18 protein-coding genes are annotated in these 19,240 nt (G+C 57.4%); 8 read left to right on the forward strand and 10 right to left on the reverse strand.

The features are described from left to right. Window positions 1–80: 80 nt before the first annotated feature. The 6 genes from nqrE to ACTH3D_RS03420 all read right to left on the reverse strand — a co-directional run bounded on the left by nqrE (window position 81) and on the right by ACTH3D_RS03420 (window position 6,562). Window positions 81–698 (reverse strand): NADH:ubiquinone reductase (Na(+)-transporting) subunit E, encoded by a 618-nt coding sequence (nqrE, locus tag ACTH3D_RS03395; RefSeq protein WP_441665256.1) that lies wholly within the window; start codon window positions 696–698, stop codon window positions 81–83. 1 nt (window position 699) lies between these two features. After that, the gene (locus ACTH3D_RS03400) at window positions 700–1,368 is read right to left on the reverse strand and encodes an NADH:ubiquinone reductase (Na(+)-transporting) subunit D (RefSeq protein ID WP_441665258.1); all 669 of its coding nucleotides are present in this window, start codon (window positions 1,366–1,368) and stop codon (window positions 700–702) included. A gap of 2 nt (window positions 1,369–1,370) precedes the next feature. Next, window positions 1,371–2,189 carry a Na(+)-translocating NADH-quinone reductase subunit C gene (locus ACTH3D_RS03405; RefSeq protein ID WP_441665260.1) on the reverse strand — a complete coding sequence of 273 codons (819 nt, stop codon included), beginning with the start codon at window positions 2,187–2,189 and terminating at the stop codon, window positions 1,371–1,373. Then, complete coding sequence (locus ACTH3D_RS03410; RefSeq protein WP_441665262.1) at window positions 2,189–3,415, reverse strand: NADH:ubiquinone reductase (Na(+)-transporting) subunit B; 1,227 nt, start codon at window positions 3,413–3,415, stop codon at window positions 2,189–2,191. The genes ACTH3D_RS03405 and ACTH3D_RS03410 overlap by 1 nt, the downstream gene beginning before the upstream one ends. After that, window positions 3,415–4,764: a Na(+)-translocating NADH-quinone reductase subunit A gene (locus ACTH3D_RS03415; protein ID WP_441665264.1), complete on the reverse strand. Its 1,350-nt coding sequence runs from the start codon at window positions 4,762–4,764 to the stop codon at window positions 3,415–3,417. Before ACTH3D_RS03415 ends, ACTH3D_RS03410 begins: the two co-directional genes overlap by 1 nt. A gap of 337 nt (window positions 4,765–5,101) precedes the next feature. After that, on the reverse strand, window positions 5,102–6,562 hold the full coding sequence (locus ACTH3D_RS03420; protein WP_441665266.1) for a glyceraldehyde-3-phosphate dehydrogenase: 1,461 nt from the start codon (window positions 6,560–6,562) through the stop codon (window positions 5,102–5,104). A gap of 261 nt (window positions 6,563–6,823) precedes the next feature. On the opposite strand from ACTH3D_RS03420, the gene mfd reads away from it, so the two are divergent. From mfd to ACTH3D_RS03435, 3 genes are all read left to right on the forward strand, one after another. Continuing rightward, the gene (gene mfd, locus ACTH3D_RS03425) at window positions 6,824–10,282 is read left to right on the forward strand and encodes a transcription-repair coupling factor (protein ID WP_441665268.1); all 3,459 of its coding nucleotides are present in this window, start codon (window positions 6,824–6,826) and stop codon (window positions 10,280–10,282) included. A 121-nt stretch (window positions 10,283–10,403) separates the two neighbouring features. Then, window positions 10,404–11,435, forward strand: a complete 1,032-nt coding sequence (locus tag ACTH3D_RS03430; protein ID WP_441665270.1) for a L,D-transpeptidase family protein — start codon at window positions 10,404–10,406, stop codon at window positions 11,433–11,435. Between the two features lie 80 nt (window positions 11,436–11,515). Continuing rightward, window positions 11,516–12,277 carry a glycerophosphoryl diester phosphodiesterase gene (locus tag ACTH3D_RS03435; protein ID WP_441665272.1) on the forward strand — a complete coding sequence of 254 codons (762 nt, stop codon included), beginning with the start codon at window positions 11,516–11,518 and terminating at the stop codon, window positions 12,275–12,277. 2 nt (window positions 12,278–12,279) lie between these two features. Here ACTH3D_RS03435 and ACTH3D_RS03440 read toward each other — a convergent pair whose 3' ends face one another. After that, window positions 12,280–13,074: a YiiX/YebB-like N1pC/P60 family cysteine hydrolase gene (locus ACTH3D_RS03440; protein WP_441665274.1), complete on the reverse strand. Its 795-nt coding sequence runs from the start codon at window positions 13,072–13,074 to the stop codon at window positions 12,280–12,282. 158 nt (window positions 13,075–13,232) lie between these two features. Here ACTH3D_RS03440 and ACTH3D_RS03445 point away from each other — a divergent pair, with 158 nt between their 5' ends. Beyond that, window positions 13,233–14,351 carry a baeRF11 domain-containing protein gene (locus tag ACTH3D_RS03445; RefSeq protein ID WP_441665276.1) on the forward strand — a complete coding sequence of 373 codons (1,119 nt, stop codon included), beginning with the start codon at window positions 13,233–13,235 and terminating at the stop codon, window positions 14,349–14,351. Between the two features lie 41 nt (window positions 14,352–14,392). Here ACTH3D_RS03445 and ACTH3D_RS03450 read toward each other — a convergent pair whose 3' ends face one another. Together ACTH3D_RS03450 and nagZ are read right to left on the reverse strand one after the other, a co-directional pair. Next, window positions 14,393–14,965 (reverse strand): hypoxanthine-guanine phosphoribosyltransferase, encoded by a 573-nt coding sequence (locus ACTH3D_RS03450; protein WP_441665278.1) that lies wholly within the window; start codon window positions 14,963–14,965, stop codon window positions 14,393–14,395. Between the two features lie 87 nt (window positions 14,966–15,052). Next, window positions 15,053–16,066, reverse strand: coding sequence for a beta-N-acetylhexosaminidase (gene nagZ, locus ACTH3D_RS03455; RefSeq protein WP_441665280.1), 1,014 nt, complete (start codon window positions 16,064–16,066; stop codon window positions 15,053–15,055). 127 nt (window positions 16,067–16,193) lie between these two features. On the opposite strand from nagZ, the gene ACTH3D_RS03460 reads away from it, so the two are divergent. From ACTH3D_RS03460 to ACTH3D_RS03475, 4 genes are read left to right on the forward strand one after another with little or no spacing between them, the layout of a single operon-like run. Beyond that, window positions 16,194–17,072, forward strand: coding sequence for a prepilin peptidase (locus tag ACTH3D_RS03460; protein ID WP_441665282.1), 879 nt, complete (start codon window positions 16,194–16,196; stop codon window positions 17,070–17,072). A gap of 1 nt (window position 17,073) precedes the next feature. Further along, a complete protein-coding gene (gene coaE / locus ACTH3D_RS03465; RefSeq protein WP_441665284.1) occupies window positions 17,074–17,706 on the forward strand; it encodes a dephospho-CoA kinase in 633 nt (210 codons plus the stop codon). Between the two features lie 43 nt (window positions 17,707–17,749). After that, the gene (gene yacG, locus ACTH3D_RS03470) at window positions 17,750–17,986 is read left to right on the forward strand and encodes a DNA gyrase inhibitor YacG (protein ID WP_441665286.1); all 237 of its coding nucleotides are present in this window, start codon (window positions 17,750–17,752) and stop codon (window positions 17,984–17,986) included. Next, entirely contained in the window at window positions 17,983–18,864 is an 882-nt protein-coding gene (locus tag ACTH3D_RS03475) for a DNA replication terminus site-binding protein (RefSeq protein WP_441665288.1), read from the forward strand. Before yacG ends, ACTH3D_RS03475 begins: the two co-directional genes overlap by 4 nt. A gap of 84 nt (window positions 18,865–18,948) precedes the next feature. Here the strand turns inward: ACTH3D_RS03475 and ACTH3D_RS03480 are convergent. After that, the coding region (locus ACTH3D_RS03480) for a hypothetical protein (RefSeq protein WP_441665290.1) at window positions 18,949–19,240 on the reverse strand (292 nt) is incomplete at its 5' end.

Genomic DNA, 19,240 nt, shown 5'->3' on the forward strand with positions numbered 1-19,240 from the left:
TTCAACCATGTCGGTTTCCTATTGCTTGCGTTACCTGGTCGTCGGCGGTGTCTGACACCGCCGACAGGACAGGACCCACCTCAGAGCTGGATTCCTGAGAAGGACATAAAGCCCAACGACATCAGCCCTACAGTGATGAAGGTGATGCCCAACCCCTGCAGGGAGCCCGGCACGTCGCTATACTTGAGTTTCTCGCGGATACCGGCCAGCGCAGTAATGGCCAGTGCCCAGCCGACGCCGGCCCCGAAGCCATAGACCACGGATTCACCGAAGTCATAGTTGCGCTCAACCATGAACAGCACACCACCAAGAATGGCGCAGTTGACCGTGATCAGTGGCAGGAAAACGCCCAAGGCGTTGTAAAGCGCCGGTACGTACTTATCGAGAAACATTTCCATAATCTGCACCAGTGCGGCAATGACACCGATATAGCTCAGCAGGCCAAGAAATGACAGATCGATATCCTTGGCACCGCTAATGCCGGTCCAGGTCAGTGCGCCCTCTTTAAGGAGGTAGGTATAGACCAAGTTATTGATTGGTACCGTCACGGTCAGTACCACAACCACCGCAATGCCAAGACCAATCGCCGATGAGACCTTCTTGGAAACCGCCATGAAGGTGCACATCCCCAGGAAGAACGCCAGGGCCATGTTCTCGACAAAGACCGAGGCGACAAACAGGCTCAGATAATGTTCCATGTTACACCGCCTCCTTCGGCTGGCTATTTTCCTTGATCACGAACTCATTCTCCTCAATCTGCTCCGGATCAAAGGCACGCAGCGCCCAGATGATCAGGCCGATGATGAAAAATGCCGAGGGCGGCAGCAGCAGCAGACCATTGGGCACGTACCAGCCACCGTTCTGCACAGTCTCAAGCACGGTGAAGCCGAACACGCTGCCAGAACCAAGCAGTTCGCGGAAGAACGCCACCGTCATCAGGATGAAGCCGTAGCCAAGGCCGTTGCCAACACCGTCAAGGAACGACAAGCCTGGCGTATTGGTCATGGCAAAGCCTTCAGCACGTCCCATCACGATGCAGTTGGTTATGATCAGACCAACGAAGACCGACAGTTGCTTTGACATCTCATAGGCATAGGCCTTGAGAATCTGGTCCACCACAATGACCAGTGAGGCAATGATGGTCATCTGCACGATAATCCGGATCGCCGATGGAATATGGTTTCGGATCAAGGAGATGAACAAGCTCGAGAACGACGTGACGAAAATTACCGCTATCGTCATAACCAGCGACACACTCATGCTGCTGGTGACCGCCAACGCAGAGCAGATACCTAGGATCTGCAACGCAATTGGGTTGTTCTTGAAGATAGGCGTCGTCAGGACGCCCTTGGTAGTCGGTTCTGACATCATCAGGCTCCTTCAGTCTGGTTGCTGTCGGTGGCGGCGTCCTCTACCTCTTTGCTATCGACGCCACTGCGGAAACGCGCGAGATATTCACCGAAGCCTTGCGGGCCTAACCAGAAGCGCACCAGGTTGGTTACGCCATTACTGGTCAGTGACGCACCGGATAGGGCATCTACCTCAGTCTCGCTGCTGGCACCACCTTTGACCAGGCCGATGGCTGGCGCAATGCTTTCAGAGTCGGCATAGATTTCCTTGCCATCCCATTGGGCCTTCCAGCGCGGGTTATCTACCTCGCCGCCCAGCCCCGGCGTTTCGGCGTGGGAATAGAAGGTAATGCCCTCGATGGTATTACCATCACCCTGCACAGACAGATAGCCACGCATCAAGCCCCACAGGCCCTGGCCGCGGATTGGAAGAATGACCTGGTCAGGGTTCTCAGGGTCACCGACGAGATAGACGGTGCTGTATTTTTCCTGACGCGCCAGACCGGCGTTTTCCTTTTCACCCGACAGGGTGATTGACTGCGCCGGATCCTTGGATGCCTCGAAGCTGTCATAGGTCTGTGGATCAAACTCGTCACTATACTCCCCTGTTTCCAGCACCACGATACGTGGCGTGACCGACTTGAACTTTTCTTCGACGTTATCGCCCTCCTGATAGAGGCCAGCTACCGCCAGGATGTTCGACTTGCGGTCAAGCTCCATGTTCTGCTGTTGCTTGGAACGCAGTGCGACTGCCGCAGTAGAGACGATGATCGAACACACAATACAAAGTGCGAACGCCACCGTAAGAATCTTCTTGATGGAATCGTTGCTCTTTGCCATCAGGTGGTCTCCTCGGCCGTTACGCCAGTGCGCTGCATCCGACGCTTGATATTGGCCTCAACAAAGAAGTGATCGATCAGCGGGGCAAACAAGTTGGCAAACAGGATCGCCAGCATAATGCCTTCCGGGAACGCTGGGTTGACGACACGGATCAGTACCGTCATAACACCAATCAGTGCGCCGAACAGCAAGCGACCGGGATTGGTCATGGAAGCAGACACCGGGTCAGTTGCCATGAACACTAGGCCAAAAGCGAAACCACCCACCACTAAGTGCCAGTACCAAGGCATGGCAAACATCGGGTTAGTGTCAGAGCCAATCACATTGAACATCAGGCTTGTGACCACCATGCCAAGCAGTACGCCCAACATAATTCGCCACGAAGCGATGCCCGTCCATAGCAAGATGGCCGCGCCAATCAGGATGGCCAGCGTCGAGGTTTCACCTACCGAGCCGGGAACAAAGCCCAGGAAGGCATCCCACCAGCTCCACAGTTCAGTGATGCCGCTCATGCCGCTCTGAAAGCCCTCGGAGAGTGCCGTTGCACCGGTAAAACCGTCGGCCGCCACCCACACTGCATCACCGGAAATCTGCGCGGGATAGGCGAAGTACAGGAAAGCACGACCGGTAAGTGCCGGGTTAAGAAAGTTCTTGCCGGTACCGCCGAAGATTTCTTTGCCGATCACCACACCAAAGGTGATACCCAGGGCGACCTGCCAAAGCGGGATGGTCGCCGGAAGAATCAATGCATACAGCACCGAGGTAACAAAGAAGCCTTCGTTGACTTCATGGCCACGCTTGACCGCGAACAGCACTTCCCAGAAGCCCCCGATAACAAAAGTCACCAGGTAGATGGGAACGAAGTAGGTCGCACCAAGCACAAAGTTGGCCCACATACTGCCCGGGTCATGGCTGCCAGCCAGGGTCATCACAACCGCTTCGCGCCAGCCCCCAAGTGCACCGAAGCCGTCAGCAATGGCCAGGTTGGCCTGCCAACCGGCATTCCACATGCCAAAAAACATGGCTGGGAAAGTACAAGCCCAAACAGTAATCATGATGCGCTTGAGGTCAACGCCATCACGCACGTGCGCGGTTGTCTTGGTGACACTGGGAGGGCTGTAGAATACGGTATCTACCGCCTCATAGAGCGCATAGAACTTCTCGTACTTACCACCCTTATGGAAGTGGGGTTCGAGATTGTCGAGTGTCTGTCGGATACCCATCATCAGGCCTCTTTCTCGATCATGGAGAGATTGTCACGCAGGATGGGGCCGTACTCGTACTTGCCGGGGCACACGTAAGTGCACAAGGCAAGATCCTCCTCATCCAGCTCCAGGCAGCCAAGTTGCATGGCTTGCTCGATATCACCAACGATCAGCGAACGCAGCAGCTGAGTGGGCAGAATATCCAGCGGCATCACCTTTTCATAGGCACCCACCGGCACCATGGCCCGCTCTGAGCCATTGGTGGAAGTGGTTGGCGCATAGTTGCTCAGCCCCTTGAGCTTCGAGAGGTAGATCCCCATCACCGAGTGACGGTTGAGGCCCGGAGAAATCCAGCCCATGAAAATCCGCTTATTACCCTCTTCCAGCAAACTGAACTGGTTATGGAATCGTCCCAGATAACAGATTGCCCCCTCGGCAGCAAAACCGGAGAACACCGAGCCAGAAACCACACGCGTTCCCTTAGGCTCAACCACCTCGCCTTCGAGCAGTTCATCGGTGCTGGCACCCACGCGGGTGCGCAGCAGACGCGGCTTTTCCGCACGTGGTCCCCCGACAGCAACGATGCGGCTGACATCGAGCTTGCCGGTGACAAACAGCTTGCCGATAGCAATCACATCCTGATAACCGACATGCCAGACGTGCTTTTTCAGGCTGACCGGCGAGAGGTAGTGAATGTGTGTACCTGCCAGACCCGCCGGGTGCACACCGCCAAAAGTCTGCTGCTGAACGCCCTTGATATCTCCGCCGCTGATGCGGGCGTCCGGTGCTGTACACAGGAACACCTCACCTTCAGTCAAGCGGGTCAGCACCTTCAGGCCATCCTCGAACGCCTCTTTGTCCTCATCGATGATTACGACAGGATCCGGGCACAACGGGTGGGTATCAACCGCCGTCACAAAGATATGCTCGGGCGCGCTGTCAATGGCCGGTGTACGCGAATAGGGACGCGTGCGCAGCGCAGTCCACAGGCCAGACTCAACCAGCTGATCGACGACAACCTGGCGCTCGAGCCCAGCCAGGGTCTCACGTCCGTGGGCAGTAAACGCTACTGCCTCTTCAGACTCATCGACCTTAATCACTACTGACAGCAGCCTGCGTTTCTCACCGCGATTCACCGAAATCACTTCCCCGCCGGCCGGTGCGGTAAACCGCACGCCGTCGATCTTCTTGTCTGTGAACAGCAGCTGGCCCAGCTTGACCTTGTCCCCCTCCCGGACCTCCATGGTCGGCTTCATGCCGATATAGTCGGTTCCCAGGATAGCCACGTGCCGCACCGGACGCGCATCCTCGATGCGCTGCTCGGGTGCCCCCGTGATGGGGAGATCCAGGCCTTTTTTGACTTCGATCATAGTCTCGCCCGTTGTTGGATCGGATATACGAAAGAAAGGGGTTCGGATGGATCCGAATTCTTTTCGTTGTCAGATTGTTACCAGTCGGGCCCGGGCATAACCGGACCGCCCCGAAAATCCACCGTATTATAAAGACAGCTGACATGAATGGCCACCTGACCTTAGGTAGCAAAATACGCCAGAACCCCCAAGTGTTACCCATCATGAGGTCTGCCATACGAATAGACCTGACTTGCATCAAGCCATCTCAAGACAGCCCTCCCAAACGCAAGACGCCGGCCATGGTGGCCGGCGTCTTGCGTTAGAGAGATGATCACATCAGGTGATCGCCTCCTGACTAGTTGAGCGCCTGGGGCAGTTTGACAAAGTTCACACTTGAGATGTGCTGCAACATGCGGATCACCTGACAGCTATAGCCGAACTCATTGTCATACCACACATACAGTACAGCATGACGGCCATTGCCGATGGTTGCCTTGGCATCAACGATGCCGGCATGCCGGTTGCCCACGAAGTCGGTAGACACCACTTCCGGCGAGTCAACATAGTCAATCTGTTTCTGGAACGGCGAGTCCAGCGACATGCCTCGCAGGTAGTCGTTGAGCGTAGCGGCTTCAACTTCCCTGTTCAGCGTGAGGTTGAGAATCGCCATTGATACGTTAGGCGTCGGCACGCGGATTGCGTTGCCCGTCAGCTTGCCGGAAAGCTCTGGCAGCGCCTTGGCCACCGCCTTGGCAGCACCGGTCTCGGTTAATACCATGTTGAGCGGCGCACTGCGTCCGCGACGATCGCCCTTGTGGTAGTTGTCGATCAAGTTCTGGTCATTGGTATACGCGTGTACCGTTTCCACATGACCGTGCTCAATGCCGTATTCATCGTTGAGCACCTTGAGCACCGGCACGATCGCGTTGGTCGTGCACGACGCCGCCGAAATGATGTGATCATCCTCACTGATATCGGCATGGTTGATACCGTAGACGATATTCTTGATATCGCCCTTGCCTGGCGCAGTCAACACGGCTTTGGACACACCCTTGCAGGCTAAGTGCTGGCCCAGGCCTTCCTCATCACGCCACATCCCAGTATTGTCGACAACCACCGCATTGCTGATGCCATATTGGGTGTAATCCACCTCGGCCGGTGAGTCCGCATAAATCACCTTGATGACGTTGCCATTGGCCGTCAGGGTGCGCGCCTCGGCATCCACACTGATGGTGCCGTCAAAAGGCCCATGCACACTGTCACGACGCAGCAGACTGGCACGTTTTTCCAGATCCTTGGTGATATCGCCACGGCCGCGCACAACGATGGCCCTGAGGCGCAACAGGTTGCCGCCACCGGCCTTCTCGACCAGTACCCGAGCAAGAATCCGCCCGATACGGCCAAAACCATACAACACCACATCCTGAGCCTCACCAACGGCCTTAGGGTCGTGCGCATCAACGATTTGGGCCAGCTGCTCACGCATGAACGCAACTGGGTCACCACCACCCTGTTTCTTCCACATCACACCCAGCTTGCCCACATCGACATGGGCCGGCCCCAGGTTCAGCTCCATCATCGCCTGAACGAGGGGGAAGGTGTCCTTGACGTGAAGTTCAGTGCCCTCGACTTTACGAACAAAACGGTGGTCCTTGATGATACGGATCACGCTGCGATTGAACAGCGAACGACCAAACATCGTCGTCACAACATTATTATGGCGATACAAGCGACCGATAAGGGGGATCATCTGTTCGGCGATGGCTTGGTTATCGTGCCATTCCTGGAAGACGGTATCGAGGGATTGTTGACTCACGAGAGGCCTCTTTCACTGGGACGGAAGTCCCGGCATTATCCCGATCGCAGTGGCTCAGGGCAATGTCGTGATAGTCGCACCCGCTGTAGGGGCACTACACAAACTCCAGTTTCACTACAAGAACGCCCCAGACTGGTATGATACGCGCACATTTCGATCATCAGACGGCTGGCCATCCTGTTCGTGCCGCGTCACTTATATCAATAGTTAGTTTCAACAGTTAGCGATGACCCAACAGCCTTTCTTTACAGCGCCGACATCATGACCTTCTTGCAGCCTCTTAATCCCGCTCGCCCCAACGGGCTTCGCGACACCCTTTATTGGCAAGCACCAGCCGGTAGTGCTACCGCCCTGTCTTTGGCACAGCTGGCGAAGGATGCCCCGCTGCTGGTTGTCACACCAGATACCGCCCAGGCCCAGCGCCTGGAAGCCGAGCTTGATTTTTTCTCAACGCTGCCGGTACTGCCCTTCCCGGACTGGGAAACCCTGCCCTACGACAGCTTCTCACCGCACCAGGAGATTGTTTCGGCACGACTACGCACCTTACGCCGCCTGCAGGATGGCGAGCACGGCATCGTACTGGTATCAGTCAACACGCTGATGCAGCGCCTGCCGCCGGTGGACTATATAGCCGGACGCGTCATGACACTCTCCACCGGCATGCAACTCGACCGCGAAGGTTTTCGCAAACGCCTGTCGCGGGCCGGCTATCGTGCCGTGGAAACCGTCTTCGAGCCTGGTGAGTATGCGCTGCGCGGCGCCATCATTGATCTTTACCCAATGGGCGGTGAGGCGCCACTGCGGGTCGACCTGATGGATGACGAAATCGACACCCTGCGCTACTTCGATCCGGACACCCAGCGCAGCGACCGCAAAGTCGAACATGTTGAGCTACTGCCCGCCCATGAGTATTCACTGTCGCCTGAGGCCATCGCACGTTTCCGTGAAGGCTTCGAGACGTTGTTTGATGTTGATCCACGCCAGTGCCCGCTGTACGTGGATGCGCTGAAAGGCATTCCCTCACCGGGGCTTGAGCAATATCTGCCGCTGTTTTTTGAACACACGGCAACACTTTTCGAACATCTGGCTGACAGCACACGCATTGCCTTGTTGCCAGACGTCTTTGAGGCCGCTGAGCATCACTGGGCGGCAATTACCAGCCGTTTTGACAACCTTGGTGTCGACCCGTCGCGGCCGCTGCTGCCGCCTCACCGCGCCTTTGTGCCGGTGGCTGAAGTGTTTGGCGATATCAAGCGCCATCCCAGGGTGAAACTCACCAATGATGACACCCAGCGCCATGCACTGACTTCCTCGGCACATCCCCTACCGGGGCTTGCTGTTGATGCCCGGGCACGCCAACCGCTGGCCTCGCTCGAAGCGTTTTTGGACGCCAACCCCGACACCCGCGTGCTGATGGTGGCCGAGTCACGCGGCCGGCGCGATGCCATGGAAGAAACCCTCGCACCGCTTGACCGCAGCATTGCTGACGTCGAGAGCTTTGCGACCTTCCTCGAGCAAGACATGCCGTTGGCCATCACCGAAGGCGAGCTAGGTGCCGGTTTCTGGCTGGATGACCCGAAACTGGCAGTCATCAGTGAATCCGAGCTGTTTGGCGAGATTGTTCGCCAAAGCCGTCACCGTAAAAAAGCCACCGACAGCGACCAGCTGATGATCCGCCATCTGTCGGAGCTCAAACCGGGCGCCCCGGTCGTTCATCAGGCACACGGCGTGGGTCGTTACAATGGGCTGGAAACACTGGAAACTGGCGGTCAGGCTGCTGAGTTCGTGGCGCTGGAGTATGCCGAGGGCGCCAAACTCTATGTACCAGTGGACAACCTGCACCTGATCAGCCGTTATGCTGGCGCTGACGATGATCTGGCCCCACTGCACCGACTCGGATCAGAGCAATGGGCGAAGGCGCGTCAGAAAGCCGCGGAAAAGATTCGCGATACCGCCGCCGAGCTGCTCGACGTGTACGCCCGCCGCGAAGCCCGCCAGGGGTTCGCCAGCTCGCCGCCGGACCAGGACTATGTACGCTTTGCCGCCAGCTTTCCCTTCGAGGAAACACCTGATCAGCAGGCCACCATTGAGTCAGTCATTGCCGACATGACGGCGACCCAGCCCATGGACCGCGTAGTATGCGGTGACGTCGGCTTCGGCAAGACTGAAGTCGCCATGCGCGCAGCTTTTCTGGCCACCCAAAGCAATCGTCAAGTGGTCGTCCTGGTGCCCACCACTCTGCTAGCGCGCCAGCACTATGAAAACTTTCGTGACCGCTTTGCCGATACCGCCGTCACCATCGAACTGGTGTCACGCTTTACCGGCGACCAGGGCAAACAGGGCCAGCAGAGCGCCATTCAGCGCATTGCCGATGGCAAAGTAGACATCATCATTGGCACCCACAAACTGCTCTCCAAATCGATAAGCTTTCCCAACATAGGGCTGCTAATCATTGACGAGGAGCACCGCTTTGGCGTTACCCAAAAGGAAAAGCTCAAGAGCCTGCGTGCTGAAGTTGACATCCTGACCCTGACTGCAACGCCGATTCCGCGCACTCTGAACATGGCCATGAACGGCATTCGCGACCTGTCGATCATTGCCACCCCGCCGGCCCGGCGCCTGTCAGTGAAGACCTTCGTCAAGCGTCGCGACGATGCGCTGATCAAAGAAGCCCTACTGCGCGAAATCCTGCGCGGTGGTCAAGTCTACGTTCTGCACAACGAAGTGCGCACCATCGAGACAGCCGCCGAAAAAATTCGCGAGCTGGTGCCTGAAGCCCGCGTTGCAGTGGCTCACGGCCAGCTGCCCGAGCGAAGCCTGGAGCGGGTCATGTCGGACTTCTACCACAAGCGCTTCAACGTGCTAGTGTGCTCGACCATTATCGAAACCGGCATCGACGTGCCCAGCGCCAACACCATTATTATCGAGCGTGCCGACAAGTTCGGCCTGGCACAGCTACATCAGCTGCGTGGCCGAGTTGGCCGCAGCCACCATCAGGCCTACGCCTACCTGCTCACACCGCCACCCAAAGCCATGACCCGCGACGCCATCAAGCGGCTGGAGGCTATCAGTCTGGCCGAAGATCTGGGCGCCGGTTTCACCCTGGCCAGCCACGACATGGAAATTCGTGGCGCCGGCGAGCTGCTCGGCGACGAGCAAAGTGGCCAAATGGAAGCTATTGGCTATGGCCTGTACATGGAAATGCTAGACCGTGCAGTCAAGGCCATCCGTGAGGGCAAGACGCCCAACATTGAAGCACCGCTGGATGAAGGAGTGGAAATCAGCTTAGGGCTACCGGCACTGATTCCTGCCGATTACCTGCCAGACGTGCAGCAGCGGCTGGTCATGTACAAACGTATCGCCAATGCCGAGAATGATAGCCAGCTCAAGGAGCTGCAGGTAGAAATGATCGATCGCTTCGGACTGCTGCCCGCTCCAGTCAAAACACTGCTGCGCCAGACAAGGCTGCGGCTGCGCGCCGAAGCCTTGGGCATCACACGCCTGGATGTGGGGGCTGACAAAGGTCGCGTAATCTTCACCCCGGGCACTCAAGTTGATCCGCTGACATTGGTGACGCTGATTCAATCATCGCCAGACTGTTATCGACTCGAAGGCGCTGACACCTTGCGCCTGCGCGCAGACCTCCCCGACGAGAACTCACGCTTCAACTTCGTCGAATCGTTGCTGTCAACGCTGAACCAAAAAGTCCAAGCGGCCTGACTCAGACCATGAAAAAATACAATAAACCATCCAATAGTCGTACACTGCCAAGAATCCAACGGTCGGCGCATTTGCCAATGGCGCCTAGCCCAACTGAACGGAAGCTACTACGGTAATCAAAATGTTAAAAGTTTTGTCCCCTCTTGCCCGCCGGGCAACCTTTCAGCTGGCAGTAGTTGCTGGCCTCGCATTCTCCCTGCCCGCCATGAGCGAGGAGTCAACGCGTAAAGCCTTTCCGCTACCTGAAGACACAGATGTCATTGGTGAAATCTATACCGTGACAGCCAATGAAGACGATACCTTGATCGACATCGGCCACCAGCACGGTATTGGCTACGAAGCCATGGTACGAGCCAACCCCGATGTCAGCGTTTGGTACCCCGGTAAAGGCACCGAAATAACGATCCCAGGGCAGTTCATTCTGCCTGATTCCCCCCGAGAGGGCGTCGTTGTCAACGTGGCCGAAATGCGCCTGTATTACTTTCCGCCCGGCAAACAGCAGGTAGAAACCTACCCAATTGCAGTCGGACGCATGGACTGGAAAACACCGCTGGGTAAAACCACCATCACCGAGAAAGTCGAAAACCCGACCTGGATTCCTCCCCAGTCGATCCGCAAAGAGCACGCTGAGGCGGGCAACCCCTTGCCAGCCGTCGTTCCAGCAGGGCCGGATAACCCGATGGGCAATCACAAGATGCGCCTTGGCATTCCCGGCTATCTGATCCACGGCACCAACAAGCCAGACGGCGTTGGCATGCGCGTCACCCATGGCTGCATTCGCATGCTACCGGAACACATTGAAGACCTGTTCCCACGCCTACCGCTTGGCACTTCAGTACGACTGGTCAACGAAAGCTTCAAGCTGGGCTGGGATGGCGACGTCCTTTATGTTCAGGCCTACCCCTACCTGGACGATGAAGAAGGCAAAACCATGGAGCGCGTCACCGAGGCTCTGTCCTTCGTCGATTCGGCGATTGATGGCCTGGACTACCCCATCGACTACGCTCAGCTGCGCCAGGTTGTCGAAGTGACCGGCGGAATGCCGGTGGCACTTGGTGCCAACCAGCCCGAGCCTGCTGCAACGGCGAGCATGTATGAAAGCGTCGACCACGGAGCGGCTTCGTTCATTGACCGCCTCTCTATCGACGGCTGAACTGACGGTTGAGTCACTGGCAGCAGGCCCCGCCCTGCTGCCAGTGACCGTTCTATTGTGACGCACAGCCCGGAGCCACCGTGCCCCACCCCCAGATCGCACTGCCTCGAATCATCGCCCATCGCGGCCTATCGGCTCATGCACCAGAAAACACCCTGTCAGCGGTCCGTGCTGCGCATGCTGCCAACTGCCTGTGGGTCGAGCTGGACGTTCAGCTGTTAAGTGACGGTATCGCGGTTATCTGGCACGACCGCGACGTCAACCGCTGCAGCGATGGCCGCGGACGCTTATGCAACATGACCATGGCTGATGCAGACAAGCTCGATGTCGGCAGCTGGTTCAGCTCGGCTTTTAGCGGCGAGCGCATGGCAACCCTGACCGAAATGCTGGCATTGCTGGAGGCGTTGAAAATGGGCGTCAACCTAGAATTGAAGATCAACCGCGGACATGATCCAGCAGCCTTGGTGGAAACCGCCATTCCCGCTCTGATGGCAGCCTTGCCAGCCGAAAAGCGCTTGGTTTCCTCGTTCAATACTGAGGCACTGACCCATGCACGCTCGCTGGCCAGTCCAGATCAACTGGCACTGGGCTGTCTGTTCGAGCGGGTGCCCGCCGATTGGCAGGCCCGCTGTGAGTCGGTTCAAGCCTGGAGCCTGCATGCCAACTGGAAAAAGCTTACCCAGCAACGCGCCCGTGCCGTGAGCAACGCGGGTTACCCACTGGTCTGTTTTACCGCCAACGACCCCGGGCGCTTCGCTCCCTGCTGGGACTGGGGCGTAACCGCAGCCATCAGCGATGACCCAGCGCTCTTCAACGACTCCTCCATCTTGCCATCGGCCTAGCATCAGGCCGAATCGGTATCCACCGGCACCACCAAGGACTCCTCTCCCCAAATCAGGCGGCGATGGTCAAAGTTGCTGCCCAGGGTCGGTTTGATCACCTGGAAATACGGCGACACATCGAAGTCACGCGGCACAAAGTGGCTATAGTGGCGAGGATACAGCACCTGGATGTCCCGACCGCGGCGCTCGGGCTCAAGCGACTGGGCCGGAGCGATACGTGGCAGAATGGGATAATCGATCGATTGGAATGCCTGGGCTAGCAGCGTCGAACATATCGCCCGGGTTGGGTCACCGCTACCCAGTGACAAGAAATGGCGTCGCCAGCGTGACGGCACGGGCGGAGTAGGCAACAGGTAGCGCGCCAGGTCAACGACATGACGCAGGTCGTACTGAAGCCCCAGCCGCTGGCCTGCGAAATTAATTACGCTGACCAATTCATCAGTCGTCAGGCCCACCGGCCGACAGATACGGCAATGGAAGTCACTGTAGGTTGACAGAGGAATCCGTCGCACACCCTCCTGGATATCTGCCTCAATCAGCGCATGCTGCCCACCGCCCACCGCCGAAAAGGCATCGCCCACGTACAGTGCCGCATGCGACCAGGTCGACTGCGTCAAGTATTTGATGGCAGTGCTGACTCGCGTATTGCCCTCAACCAACAGTACGTCACCAGGCCGCAAGCACCTTTCAAGGCGGACCAAATCGGTGGGCATCAGGGTTGCTGCACCTGGCAGTGGCTTGGTCAAGTAATGGCTCAGCCACTCACCGATCCGGGCACGTATAGACTTTCCTGTCATGGCTCAGCCTCCTGATTTCAGACACTGGCTATCCTGACACGCGGCCCGCTGGGCTAAAAGCGCTGATGTCGACAGCTGGACCTATAAACATACCTCTTCACCTATTTCAAGAGCAGGATGCTATGATAAATGAATCAATAACTTGCAGGAGATAATGTATGCATTACGTTGATATGCCAACCGCCAAAGAAATTGGTGACCTTAACCTGCTTCGTGCTGATGCGTGTGTTTCCATTTATCTGCCAACGACACCGCTCACCCGCGAAATTGAACAGAGCAAAATCGCCCTGGGCAACCTGGTCAAGAAAGCAATCAGCCAACTGGAAGCCAACGGCTTCGAGAAGCGGCGTATCTGGTCATTGCAGGAGCAGTTTGATGAGCTGCTGGCCGATGACGAGTTCTGGAACCATCAGGCAAGTAGCCTGGCCATTCTGGCAACGCCAGAATCGCTGCGCACTTACCGTATGGCAAACAAGTTAAAAGAAATTGTCGAGGTCTCTGACCGCTTTCACCTGAAGCCGCTTTTGCGCGCCATTACCTTCTCGCATGCCGCGTATGTACTGGCCCTTTCGGAGAATGCGGTAAGGTTGATTGCGGTATCTGCAGACCTGCCACCGAGAGAAGTCGAGGTCCCGAACCTTCCCCAGGATCTCACCAGCGTTGTCGGCCAGGCCACCAGCAAGAACTACACTGGCACCGGCAACCGGCCAAGTGACAAGGGGCATGGCTCCTATCAGGCGCGTTACATGCGCAAGATCAACAGCGTACTTCGTCCTGTTCTCATGCATTCGGAGCTTCCGCTCATACTGGCAACTACCAAGCCATTGGAGTCCCTGTTCCGCTCGATGAGCTCTGTTCCTGCACTTTCCAGCATCATCGCCGGCAACCCGGAACGTATGAGTGAGGCTGAGCTTGCAAATGCAGGCAGGCCCATACTTGATGACCACTACGCCAAACAGATCCAGGAATTCCACCGTCTGTTTGATGAACGTACCGGACAGAACCGAACGACCACGGATATTTCAGACGCCGCGCGACTCGCCACCTTTGGCGGCATCGACAGCTTGCTGGTCGATATTGATGGAGTCGTCGACGGCTTGGTTGACGATGAAACCGGCGAGGTGACATTCGGTGACCTGGGCGATGCCATCAACTATGGCGTGGTGGATGAAGTCACCGGCCGAGCCCTGCGTACCGGCGCCCGAGTCATGGCGGTTCGCAAGGCAGACATCCCCGGCGGACACGATCTGGCTGTGATCGCCCGCTACCCGATCTGAGCACTTCTATCACCCACTCGGTGCGCAGGCACCACCTAAAGCTACATGCCCCGAGGCGCGAAAATACCCGGGGCGTTGCGCCAATAGCCTTTATAATCCATGCCGAAGCCGAACACATAGCGGTCGACCACTTCCAGGCTGCAGTAGTCGGCCTTCAGGTGAGGCACTGCTTTACGGTCGTGGCGCTTATCGACGAGCACCGCAGTGGAAATACTCGCAGCTCCCGCCTGGCGGCAGTGCTCAAGAATTGCTGCCAGCGTGGCACCTTCGTCAAGAATGTCGTCGACGATGACGACATGACGGTCTGCCATGGGTATCTCCGGCGATACCCGCCAGAATAGTTCACCACCCCGCGTTGTTCCGCGGTAGCGGGTGGCGTGCAGATAATCCACTTCCAGCGGAAAACCCAGCCGGGTCAGCAGATGGCCGGTGGTGATTAGCCCGCCATTCATCACACAGTAGAACACCGGCAGCTTGTCACCCAGATCGCGAGTCATTTCATCAGCCATGCGATCAAGCGCCCACTCGACATCCTGACGGGAAATCAGGCAGTCAGCAGTGTCCATCACCGCACGCATGGTATCTAGCTCATTTGCAGCATCATGTATTGGCATTACGTGGTCTCGCCAGAGTCATCAACAGAATTCAAAAAACGAGAAGCCATGGCCTGATTTCACCACCCGCTCGCGGGAAAGGATGAATCAGCTGTCGCACAGTGACTCCAGGTGAGCATGCACGCGTCGCCAGCGTCCCAGTGCTGCCAGGGTTTCCAGGTCGGGTCTGGCCCGGCCATAGCGCAACTTTTCCGGGCGACGCGTCCCCTTGCCGATGCAAAAGTCAATGACCTCAAGCGCCGCTGCTCGATCATTGCACACTAGCAACATGTCGCAACCCGCTGTCAGCGCCAGTTCGGCACGCTCACTGGGCGATCCTGCACTGCAGGCACCAAGCATGCTCAGATCATCCGAGAAAACTGTTCCCTTAAAGCCCAGAGTCTCTCGCAACAGGCCCAGCCACAGCGGTGAGAACCCGGCCGGGCGATGATCAAATTGCGGATAGACCACATGCGCTGGCATCACGCCACCTAGCTGGGAAGCCAGCTGCCTGAATGGCATGAGATCCACCTCCATGATCTCAGTCATGGGGCGGTCATCTACCGGCAACTCAAGATGGGAGTCAGCCGCCACGCCACCATGGCCGGGGTAGTGCTTGCCGACAGCCGCCATACCCGCACTGCCAAGGCCTTCGACCAGAGCACCTGCCAGGGTTGTCACCCACTCCGGATCAGAACCGAAACTGCGATCGCCAATCACTGACGAGAGCCCAGTGTCGATATCAAGCACCGGAGCAAAGGTGATATCCAATCCGCAGGCCGCCATTTCCATGCCCAGCAGCCAACCCGCGTCACGGCAAACCCGCTGTGCCTCCTTGGGCACTGACATAGCAGCTCGGGCAAGGCGTGACATCGAGGGAAGGCGGGTCACGCCCTGACGCAACCGCTGTACGCGACCGCCCTCCTGGTCCATGGCCAACAGTAACTCCGGGCGTACGCGGCGAATATCACTACATAGCTCACGCACCTGGCTGGCATCTTCAACGTTACGGCCAAACAGGATGACACCGCCAACGGCTTCATGACGCAGAAGTTCGCGTTCCTCGTTGCGTAGCTGGGGCCCTTCCAAGTCCAGCATTACCGGTCCGAGTGTGTGGGTCATTTTTGCTTCCTGAAGAGATCAAGGCTGAAGATTCTAGACCAATCGCCCCAAAGGCGACAGTCGCTCGGCAAAGTGCCGTACAGACCGTAGAATGACCTTTCGACAACGGCGCAAAAAGGAACTTCCCTTGTCACTGAATCCACCAGACCTTTTGCTGTGGGGACTGACTGCTGTGCTGAGCCTGTGCATCGGCAGCTTTCTCAATGTAGTGATCTGCCGGCTGCCAGAAATGATGGCCCGCGACTGGCAAATACAAGCACGCGCTACGCTGGAGCCACAAGCCGATACGTTGAAAGCGGATTACGCACCAGGCACCAGTCAGCCCTTCAGTCTGTTGAGGCCGGCATCACGGTGCCCAGATTGCCATATCGCCATCGCCTGGCATGACAACCTGCCACTACTGGGCTGGATCAAACGACGTGGTCGCTGCGCCGGCTGCGGCCAGCGTATTAGCCTTCAATACCCCCTAGTCGAGCTAGCAAGCGGGCTTCTCGCTCTGGCGGTGGTGGCTTTGCATGGCGCCACCCTTCAAAGCCTCTTTATTGCTGGGGCCTGCCTGACACTGCTGGCCCTGGCAGTAATTGACGCCCGCACCCAGCTTTTGCCCGATAGCCTAACTCTGCCTCTGCTGTGGGCCGGTCTGCTCTACCAGCTTTTGTTGCACCCATCTGCGCTTGGCGATGCTGTAGCCGGTGCCATGGCGGGCTACCTGATACTGTGGAGTCTTTATTGGCTGTTCAGACTGGTGACGGGCATGCAGGGCATGGGGTACGGTGACTTCAAACTGCTGGCCGCACTGGGCGCGTGGCTCGGATGGCAATACTTACCGATGTTGCTTCTGCTCTCAGCCGGTCTCGGCGCCGCTGTCGGCCTGCTGATCCAGCGCCTAGTGCCCGAGCTACGAGGCAAACCGCTGCCTTTCGGCCCCTGGCTGGCCCTGGCCGGCTGGATAGCCCTGCTAGCCGGCAACCCCTTGACCTCATTTTCTGCAAGGACACTGTTCTGACATGACGCAAAACACCCTGATCATCGGAGTGACTGGCGGTATTGCCTCAGGCAAGTCCACTGTAGCCCGCAGTTTCGAGCGTCATGCCGTCCCCTGGGTTGATGCCGACGATGTTGCCCGTGAGGTGGTTGCCCCAGGCACCCCAACGCTTGCTGACATCGTCAACCGCTACGGCAGCAGCATTCTTGATGAACAAGGCGCACTGAAAAGAAGCGAACTGCGCAAGATTGTCTTTGCTGACAGCCGTGAGCGACAGTGGCTGGAGTCCGTGACTCACCCGCAGATCCGCAAACAGCTCATTGAGCGGCTCGAGGCATTTCGGCGTGGCCCGGCACCCTACGCCCTCCTAGTCTCGCCGTTGCTGCTGGAGTCCGGGCAGGCCGAACTGGTTGACCGCATTCTGGTCATTGATGTCCCCGAGTCGCTGCAGATCGCCCGTACCATACAGCGTGACGGCGTGGATGAGACTGGCGCACGCGCGATACTATCCGCACAGATGTCCCGCCAACAGCGCCTGAAAAAGGCGCATGATGTACTCGACAACAGCCGCGACCAGGACACCCTGAACGCCCAGATCGATGCTCTTGATCACCAGTATCGCCAGCTCGGCGGTTTGCCCGCCATTGAGCAATAAGGCATCCTTGCCGGCTAAGTCTATAGAGGGGAGCCATTGGCCCATGTCTGATAAACAGCCCAGCAAGCAACCGCTTGAAGTCGACTGCCCGCACTGCAAGGCCCGGATTGTGTGGAGCGAACAGAACCCCTACCGCCCTTTCTGTAGCGAACGCTGTCACATAATGGATCTCGGCGCCTGGGCAGATGAATCACACCGGATTGCTGGCGAGCCGGCAATGGATGAGGCCAACCTTAATATTCTGCTGGCGGGTAGCGGCATCGATAACAACAAGTCATGAGCCTGACGAATGACAACCAACGCCCGGCCTATCGCCTGTTGGCAGAGCTGGAGGCCGCCTATGAGCAGCTGGTCGAAACCAGCGAGCAGTTGTATGCCTGCTGGCAGAACAACCGCGGACAGCTGTGGACGCTGAATCAACAACCGGCAACTGACAGCTGGCTACGCGATGCATTGTTTGATTACTGGTACCAGGACGGCCAGGACGGTCGGGTGACCAGCAGCCATGTGGGACTTGTGGCTGCAAGGCCCGCTGTCATGGAGGCGGTTGAGACCGTGAACCAGGCGAAAGCCGACTTTGCCAGGCTAATTGCCACCATTCGTCAGGATGCCCCAAAACTGATTGCAGAAATTAAGACAGTGATCCCCTTCCGCCACCCGGGCCTGCACGACCACCTTAGTGGAAGCGGAATGGCCAGGCTGCATATCAAGCAGTGCTGGAGAGCCATTCCCACAGCACCTGCCAGGGTTCACAGGGCGCAATTGGCCTGGTATGTCAGCGGCCGCTCCATTAAACGACTGAGTGTTGCCGATGCCGAGAGCATGCTGATGGCACTGGACTCAGAGGCCCACCACATCCGCCGGCAACTGAAAATACTTGCCGGCCTGCAAAACACTGAACTGCTTGCCCAGGTACAGACACAGGCTCCTGTGATGCGCGCCAACCTGTTCTTTCACGAGCCCTTGCCCGACGGAAAAACCCGTCAGGCAAAAAATGTCTCCCTGCCTCTTTTTGTACCCAGCGATGACGGACAGCTACCCGAACACAATCATCCCGATACAAAACCACCAGGTAAGCGACAACGGGCAATGCGCAGTGACCAGCGCCTGGAAGATCAGCCTTTGCTGCCCAGCATCCGCGTATATCGCTACCGCTGACGGAGCAGCGCCGCTTGTCGTCACAAGCCACCAGACACGTCCTATGCTATAGCTGTCGTTGAAACACCGATTATCTTCAGGCTTTCAAGCCAGCTTGTTGAGCGCAACCAGTGTTTTAAGCAGTTCGCTGACATCTGCGGCAGGTTGCTGATAATCCTTCATCAAGTCAGTCAGTCGCTGTTCAAAGTCAGACTCTCGCAACTCTTTGGCGGGCACTTCCCTGTCATTGACAGACTGGCGGCCATCTTTTTCCAGGGCCAGCAGCGCATCAGCAAATGCATCATCAAGCTCACGGAACTTACGGAGCTTTTCACGTTCATCCATTGGTTTTTTCGTATAGTGATGTTTCATGCGCTTAAGAACGACTCCAGCTAAG

Origin of the sequence: Halomonas sp., assembly GCF_052095765.1 — a bacterium.
In the GTDB taxonomy this organism is placed as follows: domain Bacteria; phylum Pseudomonadota; class Gammaproteobacteria; order Pseudomonadales; family Halomonadaceae; genus Halomonas.